General features: G+C 45.0%; 19 protein-coding genes. All 19 read right to left on the minus strand.

The features are described from left to right. Nucleotides 1–19: 19 nt before the first annotated feature. Nucleotides 20–1270 carry a competence/damage-inducible protein A gene (locus DWB64_RS08765; protein WP_129487848.1) on the minus strand — a complete coding sequence of 417 codons (1251 nt, stop codon included), beginning with the start codon at nt 1268–1270 and terminating at the stop codon, nt 20–22. Next, entirely contained in the window at nt 1267–1803 is a 537-nt protein-coding gene (gene pgsA, locus DWB64_RS08770; protein ID WP_129487849.1) for a CDP-diacylglycerol--glycerol-3-phosphate 3-phosphatidyltransferase, read from the minus strand. Before pgsA ends, DWB64_RS08765 begins: the two co-directional genes overlap by 4 nt. Then, nucleotides 1800–3134 carry a 30S ribosomal protein S12 methylthiotransferase RimO gene (rimO, locus tag DWB64_RS08775; RefSeq protein WP_129487850.1) on the minus strand — a complete coding sequence of 445 codons (1335 nt, stop codon included), beginning with the start codon at nt 3132–3134 and terminating at the stop codon, nt 1800–1802. The genes pgsA and rimO overlap by 4 nt, the downstream gene beginning before the upstream one ends. 1 nt (nt 3135) lies before the next feature. Next, nucleotides 3136–5877 (minus strand): DNA translocase FtsK, encoded by a 2742-nt coding sequence (locus DWB64_RS19560; RefSeq protein ID WP_164980321.1) that lies wholly within the window; start codon nt 5875–5877, stop codon nt 3136–3138. Next, nucleotides 5786–6427: an SMC-Scp complex subunit ScpB gene (gene scpB, locus DWB64_RS08785; protein WP_164980322.1), complete on the minus strand. Its 642-nt coding sequence runs from the start codon at nt 6425–6427 to the stop codon at nt 5786–5788. Before scpB ends, DWB64_RS19560 begins: the two co-directional genes overlap by 92 nt. Continuing rightward, nucleotides 6420–7187 (minus strand): ScpA family protein, encoded by a 768-nt coding sequence (locus DWB64_RS08790; protein ID WP_129487852.1) that lies wholly within the window; start codon nt 7185–7187, stop codon nt 6420–6422. Before DWB64_RS08790 ends, scpB begins: the two co-directional genes overlap by 8 nt. A gap of 132 nt (nt 7188–7319) precedes the next feature. Next, entirely contained in the window at nt 7320–9650 is a 2331-nt protein-coding gene (locus DWB64_RS08795; RefSeq protein ID WP_129487853.1) for an ATP-binding protein, read from the minus strand. A 94-nt stretch (nt 9651–9744) separates the two neighbouring features. Beyond that, nucleotides 9745–10938 (minus strand): MFS transporter, encoded by a 1194-nt coding sequence (locus DWB64_RS08800; protein WP_129487854.1) that lies wholly within the window; start codon nt 10936–10938, stop codon nt 9745–9747. Nucleotides 10939–10989: 51 nt separating this feature from the next. Then, nucleotides 10990–11511 carry a methylated-DNA--[protein]-cysteine S-methyltransferase gene (locus tag DWB64_RS08805; protein WP_129487855.1) on the minus strand — a complete coding sequence of 174 codons (522 nt, stop codon included), beginning with the start codon at nt 11509–11511 and terminating at the stop codon, nt 10990–10992. A 31-nt stretch (nt 11512–11542) separates the two neighbouring features. Continuing rightward, complete coding sequence (locus DWB64_RS08810) at nt 11543–12490, minus strand: DNA-3-methyladenine glycosylase (protein ID WP_129487856.1); 948 nt, start codon at nt 12488–12490, stop codon at nt 11543–11545. 24 nt (nt 12491–12514) lie between these two features. Beyond that, on the minus strand, nt 12515–13129 hold the full coding sequence (locus tag DWB64_RS08815; protein ID WP_129487857.1) for an HAD family hydrolase: 615 nt from the start codon (nt 13127–13129) through the stop codon (nt 12515–12517). 146 nt (nt 13130–13275) lie between these two features. Next, a complete protein-coding gene (locus DWB64_RS08820) occupies nt 13276–14610 on the minus strand; it encodes a sodium:proton antiporter (RefSeq protein WP_129487858.1) in 1335 nt (444 codons plus the stop codon). A gap of 243 nt (nt 14611–14853) precedes the next feature. Further along, entirely contained in the window at nt 14854–16302 is a 1449-nt protein-coding gene (locus DWB64_RS08825; protein WP_129487859.1) for a long-chain fatty acid--CoA ligase, read from the minus strand. A gap of 163 nt (nt 16303–16465) precedes the next feature. Next, on the minus strand, nt 16466–16957 hold the full coding sequence (locus DWB64_RS08830) for a ferritin family protein (RefSeq protein WP_129487860.1): 492 nt from the start codon (nt 16955–16957) through the stop codon (nt 16466–16468). A 57-nt stretch (nt 16958–17014) separates the two neighbouring features. Next, a complete protein-coding gene (locus DWB64_RS08835; protein WP_129487861.1) occupies nt 17015–18340 on the minus strand; it encodes a pyrimidine-nucleoside phosphorylase in 1326 nt (441 codons plus the stop codon). A 2-nt stretch (nt 18341–18342) separates the two neighbouring features. Next, the gene (locus DWB64_RS08840) at nt 18343–19161 is read right to left on the minus strand and encodes a purine-nucleoside phosphorylase (RefSeq protein ID WP_129487862.1); all 819 of its coding nucleotides are present in this window, start codon (nt 19159–19161) and stop codon (nt 18343–18345) included. A 9-nt stretch (nt 19162–19170) separates the two neighbouring features. After that, nucleotides 19171–19986: a purine-nucleoside phosphorylase gene (locus DWB64_RS08845; protein ID WP_129487863.1), complete on the minus strand. Its 816-nt coding sequence runs from the start codon at nt 19984–19986 to the stop codon at nt 19171–19173. A 9-nt stretch (nt 19987–19995) separates the two neighbouring features. Then, nucleotides 19996–21165, minus strand: a complete 1170-nt coding sequence (locus DWB64_RS08850) for a phosphopentomutase (RefSeq protein ID WP_206736663.1) — start codon at nt 21163–21165, stop codon at nt 19996–19998. Between the two features lie 236 nt (nt 21166–21401). After that, entirely contained in the window at nt 21402–22253 is an 852-nt protein-coding gene (locus DWB64_RS08855) for a tyrosine-type recombinase/integrase (protein ID WP_129487865.1), read from the minus strand. Nucleotides 22254–22317 lie beyond the last annotated feature (64 nt).

Here is a 22317-nt window from a genome sequence, read left to right on the forward strand (position 1 = left end):
AAAAACAAATGTTTTTTTACTAGTCTGCTGCTTGCAGACAACCTTCGAGATATCTATTGATTTGCATGTATACAGTTTGTGTTGTCCTTAATCGGATGTTCTCACGGGTACCATGAAAATGGTGTTTTTCAACTTGAACCCGACCGTCTAAGGAATAGCCGATGTAGACAAGGCCTACAGGTTTATCTTCAGTACCGCCAGACGGGCCTGCGATTCCTGTCACAGCAACGCATAGATCAGCACCTGTCGCCGATTTAAGTCCCATTACCATCTCTTTGGCTGTTTCCTCAGATACAGCACCGTGGGACTCAAGCGTTTGTGGACTGACACCAAGCAGTCTAGTTTTCTCCTGATTGCTATAGGTGACAAGGCTGCTGTCAAACACGTTTGACGCGCCAGATATGTCCGTAATCCCTTTGGCGAGGTTTCCGCCTGTGCAGCTTTCTGCGAAGGTGAGCTTCTTATGTAGCAGATCGAGTTTTTTTACAACGACTTCAGCAAGCGTCTCGCCTTCAGTTGAAAAAACATAGTCGATCAGACGATTCTTTATTGAGTGGACTATCGGCATGAGGACATTCTCAGCCTCGAGGTTTGTTCTTTTCACAGTCGAAACCCTAAGGCTTAGCATACCGCCCAAGGCATAGATGCCGATGGACGGATCCGATTGGTTTTCAAAGATATCGGAGATTTTCTCGTCTACAGCGGACTCTCCGATTCCATATAGGTTGATATATTTGCTATAAAGTTTGCCATCGGTTGTCAGGCTATCGAGCAGATCGCCCTCTGCAACCGCATATAGTTCCTGTGGTGGACCTGGTAGACACGCTATTTTGAGCGTATCGTCAGACACGATGAATCCCGGGGCTGTGCCTTTGGGATTGTTGAGTATTTCAGCGCCTTTGGGGAAGTAGGCCTGTTTGAAATTGTTCTCTGTCATTGGACGGTCGATGCTGATGAAGAAGTCGGTTAATTTCTTTACAGTCGATTCGTCCTTCACAAGCTCAAGATTCAACGCCTTTGCGACGACTTCTCTTGTCATATCGTCCTGGGTGGGACCCAAACCGCCTGTGATGATGATCAGATCGCACTGCTCCCTCAATAAGGAGATCGCCTTGTGGATACGCTCTTCGTTGTCACCGCAAGTCATATGATAATATACGGAATAACCTATATGGTTCAGAAGCTTTGTCAAGTACTGGGCATGTGTGTTTAAGACATGCCCGACAAGTAGTTCAGAGCCGATTGTCAATATCCCTGTACGTTTCATCATTCTTTTAGCACCTGCTTGTTCTTGAGCAAGTATTCAACTCCCGATACGACCGTCAAGATGGTCGCTATATAAAGCATGATCTGATCCAGTGGAATGCCTATCATGCTCGCAGGGTAGTTGTTGGCAAGCAGCAAGAGGATGGCGATCATTTGAACAGTCGTCTTTATCTTAGCCCAGTAACTTGCAGCGATCACAAGGCCTGTACTCGCTGCCATCGCTCTGAATATGCTGATGATGAATTCTCTTGATAGAATCACCACGACAATCCAACCAGCAATTTCGCCAAGCTCGACCAATCCTACAAGTGCGGCGGTTACAAGCACCTTATCCGCAAGAGGGTCAAGAAGTTTTCCAAGTTTCGTCACCTGATTCATTTTTCTTGCGATGTAACCGTCCAAAAAGTCAGTGATCGAGGCAATGACAAACACTGCGAAGGCGACCCATCTGAGTAAAGGTGTATCCAGAGCCAAAAGAACCATGAAAACAGGAACGAGTGCGAGTCTTAATACCGTCAACTGAGTTGCTAAATTCATAGTTTGACCCCCATAACATCAAATTCCATTGCATCATCTATTTTCACATCTACGAATTGTCCGACTTCTAGGAGTTCGCCTTCTGTATGCACATAGCAGACTCCGTCCACTTCTGGCGCGTCAAGGGAAGTTCTTCCGACATAGACCTTAGGGTCGTCGGTTGTTTCCTCGATGACCACTCTCATCACCTGTCCGATTTTGTTTTGCTGGATGACTTCTGAAACGTCTTGCTGCAGCATCATCAGTTTAGCGTGACGCTCTTTCATGATGTCCTCGTCCACTTGTCCGTCAAGATTGTATGCAGCGGTGTTTTCCTCTTTTGAATAGGTGAAAGCACCCAAGCGGTCGAATTTAGCGTTTTCTACAAAGGTAAGCAGCTCTTCAAAGTCTTCTTCTGTCTCACCGGGGAATCCTACGATCATGGTCGTTCTAATCGAAGCTTTAGGAATATGGGTTCTGATCGATTTTATGAGCGCTTCGATATCTTCTTTGGATGTGTTGCGTTTCATACGTTTTAATATCCTGTTGCTTGCATGTTGCACAGGAATATCGAAATAGTCCACGACCTTCTCGCAGGACGCGATGGTTTTGATCAGCTTTTCATCCACGATATCAGGATACATGTACTGAAGTCTGATCCATTCTATGCCTTCGACCTCATTTAACTTTTCAAGCAGCTCATATAGCTTGTATTCACCGTAAATATCGATGCCATATCGCGTCGTATCCTGAGCGATGACGATAAGCTCCTTGACGCCTTGCTTGGCCAAAGCATTTGCCTCATCAACGATGGACTCAATCGTTCTAGAACGATATTTTCCTCGTAATTTAGGAATAATGCAGTACGTGCATAGGTTGTCACACCCTTCGGCTATTTTTAAAAATGCGAAATGCGAGGGGGTGGAAAGCTCTCTTGGAAGGCCTTCTGCGAACTCCTTATCGATATTGCCTGTCTGACTGATACGTTCTCCCTTATCGCCTAACGCATCGACAATTTTCATGATCTCGTCGAAGGCCGTCGTACCGACGAATGCGTCCACTTCAGGGATCTCATTCACAAGATCGTTCGCATAACGCTCTGCAAGGCATCCGGTCACGATCAGGTACTCGCATACGTGCTCGTTTTTATAAATCGCCATGTCAAGAATCGTGTTGACAGACTCCTCTTTAGCGCTTTCGATAAATCCACAGGTGTTCACAACGATGATTTGCGCCTGTTCGGGATTGTCCGTCATATAGTATTCTTTTTCCTTAAATAGTCCCATCATCACTTCTGAATCAACTTGATTTTTGGAACAACCAAGTGTTTCGATATATACATAGTTTTTCATACTACTCTCCAGTCATTTCAAATTCTGTCATTGTCATTAATACCTCTCGCGGCTTTGATCCGCGGCTTGGTCCGACAATGCCTCTAATCTCTAATTCGTCAACCATTCTTGCAGCTCGGTTATAACCGATTCTAAACCTTCTTTGCAGTAGTGATGTCGATGCCTTCTCTGATTCGATGACGAATTGGATCGCATCTTCTAAGAGATCATCTATCCCTTCTGCGTCAGAGGCCTGCTGCATGGTTTCTTTCACTTCGTCAAGTACGGCGGAATCGTATTCGTATTCGCCTTCAAGCTGTCCTTTCACATAGGTGACGACGCTTTCCACTTCTTCTTCTGTGATGAAGGAACCTTGTACACGCCTTGGTTTGGATTCGCCGGATGGGAAATATAACATGTCCCCTTTTCCTAAAAGTTTTTCTGCGCCACCCATGTCTATGATCGTACGCGAGTCGATTTGTGAAGATACTGCAAATGCGATTCTCGACGGTATATTTGCCTTAATCACTCCTGTGATAACGTCCACAGAAGGTCTTTGCGTGGCAACGATCAGATGGATGCCCGCAGCTCTGGCCATTTGGGCGATTCTGCAGATGGCATCCTCCACTTGATTGGGAGCGACCATCATCAGGTCGGCAAGCTCGTCGATGATTACGACGATTCTTGGCATATGCTCCCCTTCTCCTGTCAACTCGTACTTCTTGTTGTAGCTGGTAAGATCTCTCACACCGGTTTCTGCGAACCGCTTGTAACGGTCGGTCATTTCCTGAACGGCCCAGTTTAAGGCGATACTCGCCTTTTTAGGATCGGTCACAACCGGCAAGATCAGATGTGGGATACCGTTATAGACATTGAGCTCGACTACTTTTGGATCGATCATCAGGAACTTCACTTCATCCGGTTTGGCATTAAACAGTATACTCGATATGATCGTGTTTACGCAAACACTTTTACCCGAGCCGGTAGCGCCGGCAATCAGAAGGTGTGGCATTTTTGCAAGGTCAGCCACAATGGGAACACCCGAAATGTCCTTACCTAGGCCGAATCTAAGCTCTGATTTATGATTCTCGTAGGGGTCGCTTTCAATTACGTCCCTAAGTGTGACAACCGAAGTGGTCTTATTGGGAACCTCGATACCGACAGCGGCCTTACCCGGTATCGGCGCGACGATTCTGACACTTGTTGCAGCAAGATTAAGTGCGATGTCGTCAGAAAGATTGACGATTTTACTCACCTTGACACCTGGACTTGGTGCGATCTCAAATCTTGTGATCATCGGTCCCTTACTTACCTGAACGACTTTTGCGTCTATTTTAAAGTTCCTTAACGTATCTTCTAGCTGTCTCGCCTTGATAAGTATGTCTTTTCTATCCTTGTCGCCGCTCTGATGCTTGCCCTCGTTTAGCATTTCTACGTTTGGCAGCTCATAATGTTCAAATGCGAGCCTGACCTTTTCGATAATTTCATTTTCAATCGCGGTCTTTTCTTCCAAGGTGATATTGCTGTTTTCTTTTTTTATCGCTTTGTAATCGATTTTCTCTTTTGTTTGAGCAGATACACTCGTATCCGAACGCGAAAACTCGACCGTTTCTTCCTTCACCTCTTCATCCGGCTGCGTAAGAACAGAGTCGACCGCTGGTGTCTTGGTCTTTCTTGCACGTGCCATCGTCTGGAAGTCCAGAATCTTAATGTTGTCAGCTACATCAATTACCTCAGGTGCTTTCTCTATTTGCGGTTCAAAGACATCGATAAGCTCAGAATCTGTCAGAATAGGCAAGACAGGTTCCTCTTCATCTACCCTAGGCTTGCTGTAATCCGGCGTGTATTCGTCCTGACTTGAATCCTTTTCAACATCAAGATCAAACAAGTCACGGTTCATCAGGTCGATGATGTGTTGCTTGTTCTTTTCTCGTTCGGAGTTATGGTCGTCAAAATCTGTCTTCAACTGACTGATGCTTGTCTTTACAGCTGTATTTACGACTTGGTTGGTCTTTACTACCGTATCTTTTGTCTTAACGGCCGAATAACCGATCCCCTTGAGTATCTTGCTTGGTGTGATATTTGCAGTAAGCGCTAAAAAGATGAGCATCAACGAGGTGATGATAAGACCTGTCCCCATTCTGCCCAGCGGCCCATAGAAAATCTTGAAAATGAAATTGCCAAGCGAACCGGCACCAAGCAGGTCCTGTCCTTGATCGTATGCAAGCTTAAAACCTTCAAGAGTATAAAAGTCGTCTACCGCATAATTGACACTGCTCATACCGATAAACAAGATGAACGCTAGTAGCAGTACCGCTGAGGATACTTGAACTCTTAGCTTGAACTTACTTAAGTTCTTATTGATCTGTAAAAAGACAAAGGAAAACACAACATAGGGCATCAGGTAAGCACCAATAGAAAACAGTCCCGTTAAAAGACCTTTCATCCATGCTCCGACAACACCCACTGAGCTGGTGTGCAAGCTAAGAATCATAAACACACAAAAAGCTAGCAGGCCCAACAACTTCATTTCGTAGCCAAGCACACTTTCGTGCTTGGTCTTGTCAGAATTTTTAGAAGTGCTGGATTTACTAGTTCCTTTTGAGGTACTCGCCTGTTTTTTTGGCGTTGTCTTTTTAGTTGAAGTCGTAGAGGACGAAGCGGGCTTTTGTCTACTGGATGTCGCCGGTTTCTGCTTCGGTTTGCTTTTTGTCTGTTTGCTCGCTGTTGTCTGCTTGTTCGCTACTGGCTGCTTGTTCGCCATTTTCTTCCTCCTCTTCGTCAAATAATGCAATCTGCATACGTTCAAAAGAAGCTACAGGTGGTAATTCCCTTAAAGTCTTAAGTCCGAATTTTTTTAAGAATAAGTCCGTCGTACTAAATAGATTCGGTCTGCCGATACGTTCCAGCTTACCGCTGATTCTGATCAGTTCAAGTTCAAGAAGAATCTGAACCGCCCTATCGCACTTGACACCTCTGATCCGCTCTATTTCGGTTTTGGTGATCGGCTGCTTATACGCGATGATGGAAAGGACTTCTAGGTTGCTGACCGATAGTCCCTTGTTCTTATCGGTGACAAACAACTGTTCCACCACATCCGAAACCTCATGTCTTGTCGCAAGCTGGACGGATTGGTTGACATCAAGAAGCTGTATCGCATGGTTGCAGGTATCATAGTAGTTTCTTAGGTTGTCGGCTTCCTCTTTGACAAGTTCCTGGGAAAGTCCTGTAAGCGCAGCTAGACGCTGATAAGAAAGCGCCTCACCCCATGCAAATAGAAGTGCCTCTATCTGCTTCATATTTTGATTAAGCATGATTAAATTCCTCGTCGATTTCAATAACAATGGCATCAAAGGTATGGTCCTGCACTACAGAGACCAGACCTGTCTTTAAGAGTTCCAGTAGCGCCAAAAAGGTGATGACCAGTTCGAGTTTGGTGGTTACATCTAAAACCAACTCATCAAACTGCCATCTTCTTTTCGCTGTAAATTTTTCTGTTAGAATCTCGATTTTTTCTTCTACGGTATGCACATCGCGCATTAATTTTTTAAAGTAGTCTTTTCTTGTCATATCGATCTCAGGTATTCGTTCAATCACCTTGTTGAGCGCATTAACAAGCGCGCTGATATCCACTTGATAATCATCGGCGCTGATGTCGATAGAAGTCTTAAAGCGTTTAAGTTCGTTGGTCGGCTTAAAATATCGGCCTCCAAACTGGTCGAACTTGTCTTTCATATCGACAGCGGCATCTTTATACTGCTTGTATTCGATAAGACGCTGTACAAGATCGAACCTTGGATCTTCCTCAGACATGACAAGGTCTTCGTCATTTTCCCCATGGATAGGAAGCAGCATCTTTGATTTGATTTCTAATAGATGCGCCGCCATGACGACAAATTCACTTGTGACATCGAGTTTGACCGTATCCAATGTCTCTAAATAAGCCAGAAACTGACTGGTAATCACGATGATTGGAATATCGTATATATCCACTTCGTTTTTTTCAAGCAAATGCAATAATAAATCTAAAGGTCCCTCAAATATTGGGAGCGTAACATTCAATTCTATTTCCATTTTCTCACCACCGTGAATATTATACCATATAATCCGCGGTTTCGCTGTTTTAAGTGCTTTGAAGTCATTATCCAATTAATTAAACAAACAGCCCTTATGGATTAGGCTGTTTGTTTTGATAACACTGGCTTTTTATAGATGTTTTGGAACCGTGATGGTGAAAGTGGTTCCTTTCAGATAATCGCTTTCGCAAATGATCTTTCCTTTTAGAAGACCGGTGACCATATTATAGACGATATTGAGTCCGAGACCGCTGCCGCCTTTTCCGCGTGCGGTGGTGAAGAAAGGCTCGAATACATGACTTAGCACGTCTTGCCTCATACCGACACCGTTATCCTTGTAGACGATGGTGACCGTGTCCCTTTCATCGGAAACTACGATTGTCAACCCTGGCACTTCAATATCTATAAATCCGTGTTTGAGCGAATTCATGATCAGGTTGGTCAAAATCTGTGTGAATGCGCCGGGGTACGACTTTAGCTTCAATTCACTGCTGCAGATGATGGTGATTCTAGGCTGCAGCCTCTTATACTCGTGTCTCAGACTAACCAGCTCGACTTCAATCAATTCTTTTATCGAAAAAGTAGTCAGGGTATCGTGGCTTTGATTTACGCTGATGCTCTTAAAGCTCGAAACGAGGGTTGCAGCCTTTTGCAAATTGCGATTGATGCTTGATATGGCGTCGTTCATCACCTCGATGCCATGCTCAAAGCTGGATTTGCTGAGCGTGCCGCTTTCCAGCGCGGCATTCAGCTGGTGCTGTGTATCCTCTAGGAAGCTTGCCGCTGTGATGGCGGTCCCAAGCGGTGTGTTGATCTCATGGGCGACACCGGCGACAAGACGTCCGAGCGAAGCCATTTTTTCGGCTTCCATCAGCTCTTGCATCGCGTTGTTGAGTTCTACCACTTTTCGATCCACCCTATCCGATAGATCTTCCTTTTCCTTTTGTAGGAGCCGGTTGATTTCGTGTTCAGCCTCGACGATCTGGGTGATGTCAGTGCTTGTTCCCATCACCATGGCTATGGTGTCGTTCTCGTCAAAAATTGGTGTCAGGGTGGTGCTCAGTCTTTTTTCCTCACCCGATTCCAAAACGACCACACTGATACTTGTGATACCGACTGCGGATGTGATGACATCGTTGAAGGAGTCGCTCCAAAACTTCTGATCCTTGTCCTTGCTGAAAAGCACTTCAAAGGCTTGTCCAATCAGATCGGTCCGCTCGATACCCAAGAAGTCCTCCATCGCCTTGTTGACCATTAAGAACTTACGGTCCAAGCTGATCGTATAGATGAGGTGGTCCGATGTTTCTATCAGACTCCTGTATTTGGACTCGCTCAGCCTTAGCTTAGACAGCGTGCTTCTCACATTAAGCTGCATCTGGTTGAATACCTCGGTCAAGTGCCCTATCTCATCGGTGCTTTCCACAGGTAGGAGTATCAGCTTTTCGTGGTCCAGGATGTTTCCTGCGATATCTGAGAGTACTGCGATCCGTTTTGTGATGGTCTTTGAAAGCAGCAGTCCTATGACGATTGTAACCGGTATGGACATGGCCATAGTGATAAGGGTTAAGTTGAATAGTACTTTTAGACCGCTGAACATGTCCTTATAGGTGGGATGGGCCATGAGAATCCATCCATTATCGAGTGTCGTCCATGCAAGAACGGTTCTCGTCTTGTCCTCTAATCCGTATTCTATTCCAGTGGGTTTAGACTTTATGATGGAGCTATGCTCCTTTATCCATAGGTCATCGATCGTATAGCTGTTCGAATCCGACAGGTAGATCCACTTCATGTCCTCTGTCAGAAGCGATGCTTTTCCTGACTCATAAAAGCTGATCGAATCAAGCTGTTCTGTGAAGGTATCCAAAAATAACTCAGCACCTGTAACCGCGATGACATCCCCATTCATCCTTATGGGGATGGAATAGCTGATAATCTCTGAATCCCACGGTTCCCAGTAATATGGCTTGGTCCAGAACTCGCCGTATAGGATAGCATTCATCCACCAGTCTTCAGACCCGTACCCCGCCGAGATGACGTCGTATTCCTCTTCTCTTAAAAACTTGTTATCCTCACGCGTGAAAGAGACTGTGTTGGTCCCTGGTATGACATTGGAATTGAACAGAATCCAACCGGACCGACTCTCGAAGGTTGCGATCATATTCTCGACAATCGGTATGATTTGATTCTTGTAGGCCATCATGTAACCCGGCTCGTTTTTGGCTCGATTCAGATCGATGGTTTCGGTAATTATACTTCTGAATACGTTGGAGATGCTTTTGACATTGTCGAACCTGCCATTGATGATCGACGCCTCACGTTCCAGGACATGCATTAAGTTCTCTTCGGTCTGCGCTCTTAAAAGAGCCTCTGAACGAAGATACACAAGCGTACCAAGTATGAGTCCCATCATTACCGTGCTTAGGATTATTGCAAGAGATACCTTGTTTGCAATATGTCTCATCTGTCACCAACTTTCCACCAAACATGCTATTTATTTTTTACCCAAATGAAGTTGCTTCATTCGATAAAAAAGGAGCAATTCATTTGAATTGCTCCTACAGAGTACTTTCTTCGCTATTATTCACAATAATAAACAGCTCTTTTGGAAGCGCATAGCTTGACACCGCCATGAAGGCTGTCAGTACGACCACGACATTAAGGCTTGCGGTTAAGCTGAATCTATCTACAAGAACGCCGAATCCTAGGATGGCGACAGCGCTCATGGTCGCAGCAAATCCCATAATCAGTCCCGTTCCATAATTCACATTATTGGGCAAAATCTTATGTGTGATCGTGATATTCGCAGCGGCAGTCGCGTTGATTGTGAATCCTAGGATGACTAGTCCAAGTATCGATAACAGATTGCCCCCATACACCAGCATGAAAACTGAAAAAAGCGCAGCGGTGTTAAAGAGTATGAGGGTGTTCTTTTCGCCTATGCTATCGCTTATAAAACCACCGATAAGTGTAGCAAAAGCCCTGGCGATCATGAATGCCGACAAGACAGCGGCAGCCATCACAGGTTCTATCCCCTTGATCCCCAGAAGAATTACACCGAACACGATCACAACGCGGTAGAGTAAGCCTTTGATTACTGCGATAGACATCGGAATTGTCATCTGAGCCATTTGTCCTTTTGTCAGCTTCGCATGATTACTTCCCTCGCTGGAGTCCTTATCCTTTGTCCAAGTAACCTCTTGAACCCTGGCCATATAAAGGATCAGGCAGGAAAGTAGTCCGGGTATCATGAGCACAGATAAGGCCTTTAGTCCATAGATTGTCACAAGGGGTATCGCGACAATTGGTGCCGCGGAATGAGCGAAACTGCCGACGGTCATGAAGACTGACAGACTCTTTCCCTTGGTAAGAGACGTCTTATGTATGGTGATCGTCGAACCCAGCGGATGGTAAACCGAAGACCCGAGAGCGGACACGCCTACGACGAGTATCAACAAGTAAAAGTTTGTGATCAGTCCTGACAGACTCATACCCAAAGTGATCAGCAGCAAGGAGTAGATCAGAAGGCTGCTTTTTTGCACCTTGTCGATAAGTAAGCCGACTAGTGGCTGAAAGAACGTTCCGGCTGTCGTGATGACAAAAGCGATCATCGACATTTGAATCGCGTTCAGTTTCATTTCAGATGCGAATGCAAAGAGGACGACTGGAACAACACTCATAAAGAAGTCGTTGACAAAATGCCCCCAGGACACCGCGATCAAAGACGTGTTCTTTTTTATAAATTCAAACATGATCAACCCAACTTTCCGACATTCGATTATTTAGCCTCACTAAATTATACGTTAGGACGTCGGGTTACTCAAGTCCTCATGGCTCAACAAGGCGCTTTTCTTATCAAGCCCCCCCGCGTAGCCTGTCAAAGAGCCGCTTGCGCCGATAACCCTATGGCAAGGAATGACAATGGAGATGGGATTATGACCTACGGCGCCGCCCACAGCCTGTGCGGACATGCTTTCACGATCCAGTCTGATAGCCGCAAGCCTGCCTAGTTCTCCATAGGTGAGTGTCTCGCCGAAAGGAACCTCAAGGAGCAGGTCCCATATCAGCTTTCTAAACGCTGTGCCTTGTGGTGCGAGCTTTAGATCAAAGTGCCTTAAACTCCCGGACTCATAGGCTGTAAGTTGCTCCAAAAGCGCTCTTAATGTACCGGTAGTATTGGGATCATGGCAATTCACCCATACCGCCTCTTTTGGTATCTGAGGAAAATACTTCTGGTTTTCAAACCACAAACCTACAAGGCGGTCCTCTGAATCTATGCATGCGATGAGTTGTCCCCATTGAGATGCAATTGTCGAATAAATCATCATTTCTCCTCCATTTGACTGTTATATGTCTTTATAAGGTCGACCATAGCGCGATTGTCAAATAGCTGCGCCAAGGTCTGAAGGCATCTGCGTATGCTAGAGCGGACGCTTCATAGAGCTTGTTGATCTTGTACTTGGAGAGACCGGACACCCCAGCGTTTTCATCGGCGAAAAGAAGCTTTCCCTCATGATCCCTCAGTAGAGGCTCAAGCGCATGACGGATACCGATATCAGTAACCGGAAACGCATCAGGCCAGCTGGTTCCTCGCATGGTCAGGTACTGGGCCGTCCAAGGTCCGATGCCCTTAAGCGACAGCAGTTGATTATAGACAAGCAGCGGATCCACACCACGCTGCAGAACGATTTCACCACTGGCGATCGCTGTCGCAAGCGCCTGGATAGAATGACTTCTTGTCTTGATCACACCAAGGGGTCCCAGAACCTCTGTAATTGGATCTGTGATAGAACTGATTGACTTTGCTTGCGGAAAATAGTGTGTCAGCTCGTCCCAGGGGGTATCCGCATGGCTTCCTAAAAGTCCTACCACTCGCGCGGTTAGGGTCAATGCCGCCCTTACGGTTATCTGCTGACCTAGAATAGCCCTGGTCGCCATTTCGAACGCATCAAAGCATCCTGGCAACCGAATCCCTCTAGGAAGGATCTCGGGCAACCTCTCAGGCCTTAGGTCCAGGTCGAAAGCGACACGAACTCTTTCGAGGACTTCCATCTCTACACCTTTTAGCGAACCGCTCATCGTCACCATCACCTGAGGCGCTCCCTGAACAGGAGCGATCTCGATCCATCCAGAGTAATTCTCTAGCTTCTTTACAATTCGGATAGTTCGCCTATAGTCTTTATTATCAGTGATCATCTCCACGCCGGGGATAAGTCTCATCTTATAAAAATCCATCATCATGCCCCAATCATACGGAGGATGATAAGAAAGGCCATGCCTTATTATGTCTTGATGTTCTGTCATGTCACACCTTCTCAGTAGTAAAACTCATAGCTTGACTTCAAGCGCCAAAAGTTTGCTTTTCAGACCGCTCAGATCACGAAGGCGATCGTCGTAGTAGATGGCGCTCATCCCCTTCTTAGCGGGGATAATGAGATTTGAATCCTTGTTGTCGATAAAGACACATTCCTCGAACTGCACCGGTATTTTTTTTATGACTTCATCAAATATCAAGTCCTTATCTTTGCCGGACTGTAAAGCGGCTGAAATGAGGACCGTGTCAAAAAGGCTTTCAAGATGATGGTGGGAAAGTATGTAATCCACCCGATCTTGTTTGTTGTCGGTGATGAGTCCGATATAGTATCCCTTTTGTTTTAGCTCCATCGCTAGATTAAGCATATCTGAGTCCATGGGTGTATGGATGAAGGAATCGAATAGTACCTGGATGTCAATCTGTCTGCCAACCTCCTCACAGATCGTTCCCCATATCTGCGTATGGGTCACATGGCCGTAAAGAAGCTGGTAGTTGTGCTTTCGGTAGGCATTTGTGAAGGTACCCACATCCACGCCTGTGACTTTGGTGATATAGTCGATGATCGATTTTGAACCTGTCGAGTCTACAGTAAGTACACCGTCCAGATCGAATAGTACTGCTTTTATCATAAATATCTCCGTTTCTATCAGCGAATTGAGTTTGTTTTAGTTAAGTTGCCTCTTAAGTTGAATTATACCAAAATATGCCACAACTAACCACGTAAAGGTAAGTAAAAAAACACCACTGATGGAGTGGTGTCTTCTAAATGACTTGATTAAAGTATATCGCAGGTTCCTGATTCATTCTGACACATGTCTTTTTTAATACGGGCATAAAACCGTTTGATGGTAAGACCCTGTACCAGAATTGAAAAGGCGACCACCGCATAGGTTCCCGCAATGACATAGTGGTACTGTTCGATAGTGAAGATGTTTTTAGTCCCCATCGCAAGCGCGATGCAGATGCCGCCCTTAAGGCCGCCCCACGTTAGCAGTTTGGTCATGGTCAACTTATCCATCATTCTGACTTTGTCCTTATAGGTAGTCGGGTCCACATTCCTATCCCTGCTGAACATATATACAGGGATGAGAATGCTGACCAGTCTTGCAAATAAGGCAAACGGTATTGCTGAAAGCGAGATTAGTAGTATGCTTTCCGTATCGTATAGGAAGAGCACCGCAAAGCCGATAAGGATATAAAGTGCTCCATTGAGTATTTTATCGATGACTTCCCAGAAACTATAGAACTTAAGGTAGTAATCCTCGTTGTTCTCGTGAAGTCTGAACATGCTCGTCGCAAAGTAGATTCCTACTACGACCGCAGAAATCGGTGCGGATACATGTAGCAGTTCACTGATCGCATAAGCGCTGGTCACAGCAGCTAGGCTGACAAGAACTTCTGTATGTTTTTGATGCGTGTGTTTGAAGAGTTGGAAAAGCGTAAACGAAACGATAAGTCCTACAAGAACCGCACCGAATATTTCCTGGGTGATGGTCTTTGCAAAGGTGGTGTAAGGATTTAGCTGACCGCTTGCATTGATCGAGCTAAAGGTAACGAACAGGGCTACAGAGACACCGTCGTTAAAGAGGGACTCTCCTTCCATGATCAAAGCCAATCGTTTTGGCAAACCGGCCTTCTGGAGGATGCTCATCGCAGAAATCGGATCGGTCGGTGCGATGATCGATCCGACGATACAAGCATGCAGGAAAGTGAAATTCAACTGCAAGAGGTTCGATAACACATAAAAGATTCCAGCATACAAGAAAGTCGCTACCAGGGTTGAAAAGAAGGACAAAGTCGAAATAAGAAATTTATCATGAGTCAAATCATGAAAACGTATTTTGGCTGATCCACTAAAAAGTAAAAACACCAAAAATCCGTTCATGACGATATCGTTAAAGTCGATGTTCTTCATATTGTTAAAGATCACATTGAAATTGGTAATGCCCATCCCATCCGTAATTATGATCGTCAGCGAAACAATAAATGCGATAGCCATCAGGCCTATCTCAGTGGGTAATTTCAACACCTTCTCATTAAAAAAACTGAAAAATGCTAAAACAAGAAACATGGAGCTTGCAATGTAAAGTAAATCTAAAAATGATATCATCTGACTCTTCCTTTCTGGTTCTCTTAAGCTACATTACTACTATACTCCTGAAAATTCAGATGTCAATTTAAATTTCATGGAAACGTTTTTTTATTTGTTACAAATTGTATTGTAATTGTATTGCTTAAGAAGCTTTAACCTTTACAATCAAAAAAGCACCTGTCAGACAAATTTTGAGTGCAAACTCTTCCGATTGTCTGACAGGTGCTTTTCAATTTATAAGTGGACTTTTATCACAAACCCTTATAGCAGACTGTCCCGTAAGGTCTTCTTCATGACTTTACCTGTCGCATTCTTTGGTAGGGCGTCCATCATCCTAATCTTTTTTGGAAGCTTGAAGCTTGCAAGGTTTTGCTTTAAGAAGGATTTAAATGCCTTCTCGTCGAACTTGGAGTTGTCGCTTGTCACAATATATGCGATCGGAACTTCCCCTCTTGTTTTGTCCGAAATACCGATGACGGTAGCTTCGATGATTCCTTCATACCTGTAGATCACTTCTTCAATTTCTCTAGGATAGACGTTCATGCCACTAACGATGACGATATCCTTTAGACGGTCGACGATATGGATATACCCCTCATCGTCTATTTTTGCAAGATCGCCAGTGTAGAGCCAATCGTCCTCAATCGTCTGGTCAGTCACCTCTTTGAGGTTATAATACCCCTTCATGACGTTAGGACCTTTCACCGCCAGCTCACCGACAGTGCCCCGCGCAACTTCCATATGCTGAGCGTCGACGATTTTCACAAAGACCTCTTCGATAGGCTTGCCGATGGACCCGACTTTCACCTTGTCCATGGGATTTACTGAAACAACGGGTGACGCCTCGGACAGACCATACCCTTCCACGATAGGGATACCGAATTTTGCAGAAAAATTGGTCATCACCTCTACAGGCAGCGATGCTCCTCCGGATACGAAAACACGCATGCTTACAAACGTTTCTGGAGTACCAAGCATCAGGTAATAGTTGTACATCGTAGGTACACCGCAAACGACACTTAGCCCTTCTGTGCGGATCATTTTTAGGGCATCCTTGGGGTGAAAATTCTCCATGATGGCGATCAAAGCCCCATTATAGAGCGCCGCTAACACAGAAGTCGTCCAGGCAAAACTATGAAACATCGGAAGCACGCATAAGAACTTATCTTCGCTTGTGACATCAAGCGCCTTGACTATTCCCTTGGTGTTGCTCACAAGGTTACGGTGTGTCAGCATGGCCCCTTTAGGATGGCCTGTGGTTCCAGACGTGTAAATGATGACAGCGACGTCTTCCTCGCTGATCTGAGGAGCATCATCGAAAAGGCTGAACTCATCTGAAGAAAGCAGCTTTGAATACTCAGGTATCAGTTCCTGTCTGAACTCATCGCTGATCCCTAAGGATTCCATTGTGATCAGGAGCTTGATCTGAGCGTCTTTGGCAATGTAATCCACTTCGCTGGCAGTTAGAGTCCTATTGAAGGGTATGATGACAGCGCCCATGCTTACTACAGCGAAATAGGCGTAGATAAATTCAGGTGAGTTCTTACAATATAGGCCGACATGGTCGCCTCTTTTTACACCGATGCTTTCAAGGTAGGATCTTGTACTACCGATTTTTTGTCTCAGTGTCTTGTAAGTGATAGCTTCTCCATGATACCTGAGTGCGATAGCATGATCATTGTGATCTTGTAGCAGTTGATGAACTAACATGATGTGCTCCTTATGAATAATCAGATATAATTGCTCTATGTATTATAACATAGTTTAAAATTATTTATTTTACTAAAGCAACCTATCGATTGCATGACGAACAAAAACCGAAGTATTTCGATTTTCACGAGAATACTTCGGTTTACACTGAATGTTATTCGAATTAGAAAGGCGAGAATCTTTGCTCATCCCACCATTCCACCTTCAGCTTCGCATATTCCGCTGCGAACTGGTCATGGTGCACCTGCTCCCAAGCGATTAGCTTACTGTAAAGTTTCTTAGCAACCTCACTTTTTGACTCCTCTTTGGCTTTAGCATAAAACTCGATCGCCAGCGCCTCCATCTGCATACCGATACCGAACACGCTCATTGTCGACTGAATATCCTTTTCATTCAACTGATTCCAGTCATAAATATGAGGTGACGGCGGGTCGGAAACAAGTGCGAGGTTGAACTTGTCGGCATCCTCGTTTCTCATATGATTGAAGAGTCCCTGAAGCCACTCGACATGCTTCATCTCCTCATCGGATAAGTTGAGAAGTGCCTGCCTGGTTTCTTCGTCGTGCGCTTTGCCAGCTGCAAGTCGATAAAATTCATAGCCCTCGATTTCATTTAGTATGGCCTGTTTAATGGTGTCTAATTCATATTGGTTCATAAGCTACCCCTTTCATAAGTGATAGTTAATGAATACCCCAAATATGAACTTTAAACACTATAAACGGACAATACCATCTTTTGTAACTACCGCCTGAATCAGTTTGTTTTCAGCTACAGGCGTATCCGTAATGAATATTGCTTTCATGAAACGCTTTTTCGCATCTTCGATAGAGGGTTCATCGTTGGTATAGAAAGTAGCCAGAACGTCACCTACATCCACTTTGTCACCGATTTTTCTGTTCAAGACGATCCCTGAACCCAAGTCGATCGGAGTAGACATGTCTTTTCTGCCCGCACCAAGGATCATCGCGCTGATACCGACTTCTTCAGATTCGAAGTGTTCTACAAATCCGGCTTTGTCAGACCTTACTTCTACGATGAACTTGCAATGCGGTAAGAGTGAATAGTCCTCAGTTACTGCAGGATTACCGCCTTGTGTGGCGATGAACTCCCTAAACTTTTCAAGCCCTTTTCCGTTTGCGATGTTCTCTTCAAGCATTCTGTATGCCTCATCGTATGTAGCCGCTTTTTTACCGACAACCACCATGTGGGCGCCAAGCGTCAGGCACAGTTCTGTAAGGTCTTTTGGACCCTTTCCTTTAAGCGTGTCGATCGCCTCGATCACTTCAAGACCGTTTCCGATAGCAAGTCCTAAAGGCTGTGCCATGTCAGTGATCACACCGATTGTTTCACGACCCATTCCGTTTCCGATCTTAACCATTTCGTTTGCCAGTTCGATACTGCCGTCTAGCGTTTTAATGAATGCACCGCTGCCTGTCTTGACATCAAGTACGATACCGTTAGAACCCGCAGCGAGTTTTTTGCTCATAATAGAACTTGCAATCAATGTCAAATGGTCCACCGTCGCTGTGACATCACGAAGCGCATACAGTTTCTTGTCTGCAGGAGCGATGTTCTTTGACTGACCGATGACCGCGATCTGGTGTTTGTTGACTGCGTCCATGAACTCATCGACGCTAAGCTCGACATGGAAACCTGGAATCGCTTCAAGTTTGTCTATCGTACCGCCTGTGTGGCCAAGACCACGGCCTGACATCTTAGCGATAGGAACCCCAACAGATGCTACTAGCGGGGCAAGCACCAATGTAGTCGTATCGCCTACGCCGCCTGTTGAATGCTTATCCACCTTAATGCCTGCGATAGGACTTAAATCGACCACATCACCTGAGTGCATCATCGCCTTTGTTAGCGCGATCGTCTCCGCTTCGCTTGCATTGTTTAAAAACAAGGCCATGATAAATGCAGATGCCTGATAATCGGGAATAGAACCGTCTGTGTACCCATCGACAAAGAATTGAATTTCTTCTTCGGTCAATACGTGCCCATCTCTTTTCTTCTTAATAACGTCATACATTCTCATGCTTACACCTCTTTTAGTATACCTTTAACAAGTTTAATAAACTTGGGACGAGTTTCGTTAGCAACTTTGACGACCTGCTCATGTTCTAGCGGCTCGAGTTCTTCTGCAATTGCCATATCGGTAACACAAGATATTCCAAGCACATCCATGCCGCTGTGTCGAGCGACAATCGTTTCAGGAATCGTCGACATACCCACAGTATCGGCGCCAATAGTCCTTAAGACCTTCAGTTCGGCTCTTCCGAGGTAGTTGGGTCCTGAGATAGCGGCATACACACCCTTTTTCGTATCGATTCCAAGGGAATCAGCCACCCCCTGTCCAAGTGCGATCAGACCAGGTGTATACGCCGTACTCATATCAGGGAACCTAGGTCCAAGATCACCCTCGTTATCACCGATAAGCGGATTGTCGAAAGTGAAATTGATGTGGTCTTCAATAAACATGAGTGCCCCTGGGTAAAGGTCCGGATTCATTCCGCCGCAAGCGTTTGTGACAATCAAAGTGCTTGCCCCCATCGCCTTCATCACCCTAACAGGGAAGGTGATCACCTGTGGAGTATATCCTTCGTAGTAATGGAAACGCCCTTGCATGGCCATCACGGTCTTGCCTTCTAGCGTGCCAATAACCAGTTGACCCTCATGTCCTTCCACTGTCGATACAGGAAAATGAGGGATATCGTCGTACATGATTTTAATTGGATTCTCTATTTCATCAGCCAAGCTGCCAAGACCTGAGCCAAGGATGAGGCCGATCTCGATTTGACCGGCACCCAGCTCTGTTATATAGGCAGCTGCTTCTTTAATTCGATTGACAAGTGACATATCTGCTCCTTATAGTTTTGCAAGCACACCTTTGATTAAACCGATAAATTGAGATCTTACTCTCTCAGCTGTTTCAACTACCTCTCCATGGTGAAGCGGTTGGTCAAGGATACCGGCAGCCATGTTTGTGATGCAAGAGATGCCAAGCACCCTCATACCCATATGCGCCGCAACGATAACCTCGGGCGCTGTCGACATACCTACGGCATCAGCGCCTAAAATTCTTGCCATGCGTACTTCTGCAGGCGTTTCATAAGTAGGACCGCTGTTGTACTGGTAAACGCCTTGCTTAAGGGCAAGACCCTGCTCATCTGCAACCTGGTGGGCAAGCGCGATAAGTGCAGGAGTGTATGCCGTTGATGTATCTGGGAACCTTGGTCCTAACTCATCTTCGTTTTCACCGATCAGAGGGTTTGAACCGCTGAAGTTGATATGGTCGTCGATGATCATCAAGTCACCTGGCACGTACGAAGTGTTTACACCACCAGCCGCATTCGTCACGAAAATAGTTTCGATTCCAAGGGCTTTCATCACGCGCACAGGGAAAGTGATATCCTTTTGTGAATACCCTTCATAAAAGTGGAATCTGCCTTGCATCGCCATGACGATAACACCGTTTAGCTCACCGATGACAAACTGTCCTGCGTGACCCTCGACAGTCGAACGTAAGAAATGTGGGATTTCGTCGTATTTTATTTTAACCGGATTGATGATTTCGTCAGCCAGAACACCTAGGCCTGACCCCAAAATCATACCGACTGTAGGTTTTACAGCTAGTTGTGACTCGATAAACGCTTTTGCTTCATTGATTTTAGTTAATGACATGATAGCCTCCTATTTAATGATTTCGTCTTTGAAACTTACACCGATCGCTGTTTTAGGAACATTGAATATATCAGACAATGTCGCCGCGATATCAGCAAACGTTGTACGTGTGCCTAAATCGACATTCGCTTTTATAGCGTCTCCGTAAACCAGTAGAGGCACATATTCCCTAGTGTGGTCTGTTCCCTTATAGCTAGGGTCGTTACCGTGGTCGGCGGTGATGATCAGAATGTCGTCCTTATTCATAGCGCTTATGATCTCTGGAAGTCTCGCATCGATGTCCTCAAGCGCTTTCGCGTAACCTGCTACATTTCTTCTGTGTCCGAACTTAGCGTCAAAATCAACAAAATTAGTGAAGATAAGACCTTTGAAATCGTCCTTCATATAGTTAAGCGTCTGATCCACACCGTCCATATTGTCATGTGTATGCACATCATGGGTGATACCTGCTCCATTATAGATGTCGACGATCTTCCCTACCGCCCTTACATCGTAGTTGTTCTCTTTAAGATGATCTAAGATTGTCTTATCGTGAGGAGACAAGGAATAGTCGCGTCTGTTTGAAGTACGTTCAAACTTGCCTACTTCTCCTACAAAGGGTCTTGCAATAACTCGCGCGACAACCTCTTCGCCCATAAGCATGTTTCTTGCGATGTCGCACATCTTATAAAGTTCTGGCAGTGGAATGATATCCTCATGGGCTGCGATCTGGAACACACTGTCTGCCGATGTGTAAATGATCGGCTTACCTGTTTTCATGTGTTCTTCACCAAGCTCTTCAAGAACAACCGTTCCGCTGGCCGGCTTATTGCAAAGGATTTCTCGACCTGTCGCCTTGACAAAAGCATCGATCACTACTGGCGGAAAACCGTCAGGATAGGTCTTGAAAGGTTCCTTGATGTGAAGACCCGCTATTTCCCAATGACCTGTTGTCGTATCTTTACCTTTTGAAATTTCAGCCATTCTGCCAAAAGCTCCTTTTGGAGTCACTTTGCTGCTGAAATAGTCCACACCTTTGATCTTGCCAAGGCCCAAGCTCTCAAGTGTCGGTAAAGTAAAGGCTTCGGTCTCTTTAGCGATATTGCCAAGTGTGTTTACGCCGACATCGCCGAATTCTGCCGAATCAGGCAATCCACCGATACCTACACTGTCTAAAATCAAAATAATTGCACGATTAATCATTTTTTCCTCCTATGTATTCAATATACTGTTGAATATTCACATAATACATCCTACTTTTGGTTATTCTATTTTTACATCAAAACAGTCATTCCTAAACAGTTATTCGCTTTATTTTGCAAATATCCTGTCATCTTAGTATAAGTAAACTGTTGAGTTGCTACTATGTATAATTTCTACAAACAAAAAGCAAGTACTTCCATTGAAGTACCTGCTTGTTCATGACAATTTTACAATCAAACAATCCTAGATTCCAGAAAGTTCTCATAAACTTGAGTTGAGGCAATATCCGAGTGTCCGAGCATGCTTTGAAGTGTCTTAAGTTGAACACCGTTTTGAAGCTGGTGGACCGCAAAGGAATGTCTCAAAGTATGAGGTGTTATGGACTGTTCAATATCCGCTTTTACAGCAGTCCGCTTCAAGGTCTTCCAAAATCCCTGTCTTGAAAGTCTTGTTTGATAGCAGTTGATAAATAAGGGCATATCCTCATTCACCGCATCGAACCCCTCGCGAAGCTGAAAGTATTTTTTTAAGTATTTTGATGTTTCGCGGCTATAATAGACCGTCCTCGTTGAATCGTTTTCTGTAGCGACGAGGTATCTACCCTTTAGGTTAAGGTCTCTTACATCAAGGCCGATAAGCTCGCTAACCTTGATGCCAGACTCATAAAGTAATCGAAGCATAATCAAATCACGTAATCCCGCCACCGAACGTCTGTCGATCTTTAAGAACAACTGCTCGATCTGATCCTTACTAAGGACTTCAATCTGCTTGCGTTCGACTTTTGGTCGCTCCATATGTTGCTCAGGAGCGGTTGTGATCACGCCTTCCTGAACCAAGTATCTGAAGAACCGTCGCTGTGATGCCAAATGTCTGTTTATTGTCGCATTGGACTTTTCATTTTGCTGAAGCATTTTCACATAGTCGTGGATGATGCCAGGTGTGATGCTTTCCCAGTCGTTGATATCCTGTTCTTCACAAAAACGCATCAACAAACTGATATCTCTACTGTACGCATCTAAAGAATTTTTCTTCAGGTTTTCCACTTTGGATAAGTAGACACAAAAACTTTGGAAATAAGTATTCATTTGGTTCCCCCTAAAACATTAACCGTTTTTCTTTTTTTACAGTTATATTCTATTATAACACTAT

The sequence above is a fragment of the Fusibacter sp. A1 genome (genome assembly GCF_004125825.1).
Taxonomy (GTDB): Bacteria; Bacillota; Clostridia; order Peptostreptococcales; family Acidaminobacteraceae; genus QQWI01.

Excerpts from the sequence above, each read along its gene's own strand:
- DWB64_RS08790 (WP_129487852.1), bottom strand. The coding sequence starts at position 7,187 with ATGGAAATAGAATTGAATGTTACGCTCCCAATATTTGAGGGACCTTTA.
- DWB64_RS08840 (WP_129487862.1), bottom strand. The coding sequence starts at position 19,161 with ATGTCACTTGTCAATCGAATTAAAGAAGCAGCTGCCTATATAACAGAG.
- rimO (WP_129487850.1), bottom strand. The coding sequence starts at position 3,134 with ATGAAAAACTATGTATATATCGAAACACTTGGTTGTTCCAAAAATCAA.
- DWB64_RS08810 (WP_129487856.1), bottom strand. The coding sequence starts at position 12,490 with ATGACAGAACATCAAGACATAATAAGGCATGGCCTTTCTTATCATCCT.
- DWB64_RS08835 (WP_129487861.1), bottom strand. The coding sequence starts at position 18,340 with ATGAGAATGTATGACGTTATTAAGAAGAAAAGAGATGGGCACGTATTG.
- DWB64_RS08825 (WP_129487859.1), bottom strand. The coding sequence starts at position 16,302 with ATGTTAGTTCATCAACTGCTACAAGATCACAATGATCATGCTATCGCA.
- DWB64_RS08795 (WP_129487853.1), bottom strand. The coding sequence starts at position 9,650 with ATGAGACATATTGCAAACAAGGTATCTCTTGCAATAATCCTAAGCACG.
- DWB64_RS08830 (WP_129487860.1), bottom strand. The coding sequence starts at position 16,957 with ATGAACCAATATGAATTAGACACCATTAAACAGGCCATACTAAATGAA.
- DWB64_RS08765 (WP_129487848.1), bottom strand. The coding sequence starts at position 1,270 with ATGATGAAACGTACAGGGATATTGACAATCGGCTCTGAACTACTTGTC.
- DWB64_RS19560 (WP_164980321.1), bottom strand. The coding sequence starts at position 5,877 with ATGGCGAACAAGCAGCCAGTAGCGAACAAGCAGACAACAGCGAGCAAA.
- DWB64_RS08815 (WP_129487857.1), bottom strand. The coding sequence starts at position 13,129 with ATGATAAAAGCAGTACTATTCGATCTGGACGGTGTACTTACTGTAGAC.
- DWB64_RS08800 (WP_129487854.1), bottom strand. The coding sequence starts at position 10,938 with ATGTTTGAATTTATAAAAAAGAACACGTCTTTGATCGCGGTGTCCTGG.
- scpB (WP_164980322.1), bottom strand. The coding sequence starts at position 6,427 with ATGCTTAATCAAAATATGAAGCAGATAGAGGCACTTCTATTTGCATGG.
- pgsA (WP_129487849.1), bottom strand. The coding sequence starts at position 1,803 with ATGAATTTAGCAACTCAGTTGACGGTATTAAGACTCGCACTCGTTCCT.
- DWB64_RS08845 (WP_129487863.1), bottom strand. The coding sequence starts at position 19,986 with ATGTCATTAACTAAAATCAATGAAGCAAAAGCGTTTATCGAGTCACAA.
- DWB64_RS08820 (WP_129487858.1), bottom strand. The coding sequence starts at position 14,610 with ATGATATCATTTTTAGATTTACTTTACATTGCAAGCTCCATGTTTCTT.
- DWB64_RS08805 (WP_129487855.1), bottom strand. The coding sequence starts at position 11,511 with ATGATTTATTCGACAATTGCATCTCAATGGGGACAACTCATCGCATGC.
- DWB64_RS08855 (WP_129487865.1), bottom strand. The coding sequence starts at position 22,253 with ATGAATACTTATTTCCAAAGTTTTTGTGTCTACTTATCCAAAGTGGAA.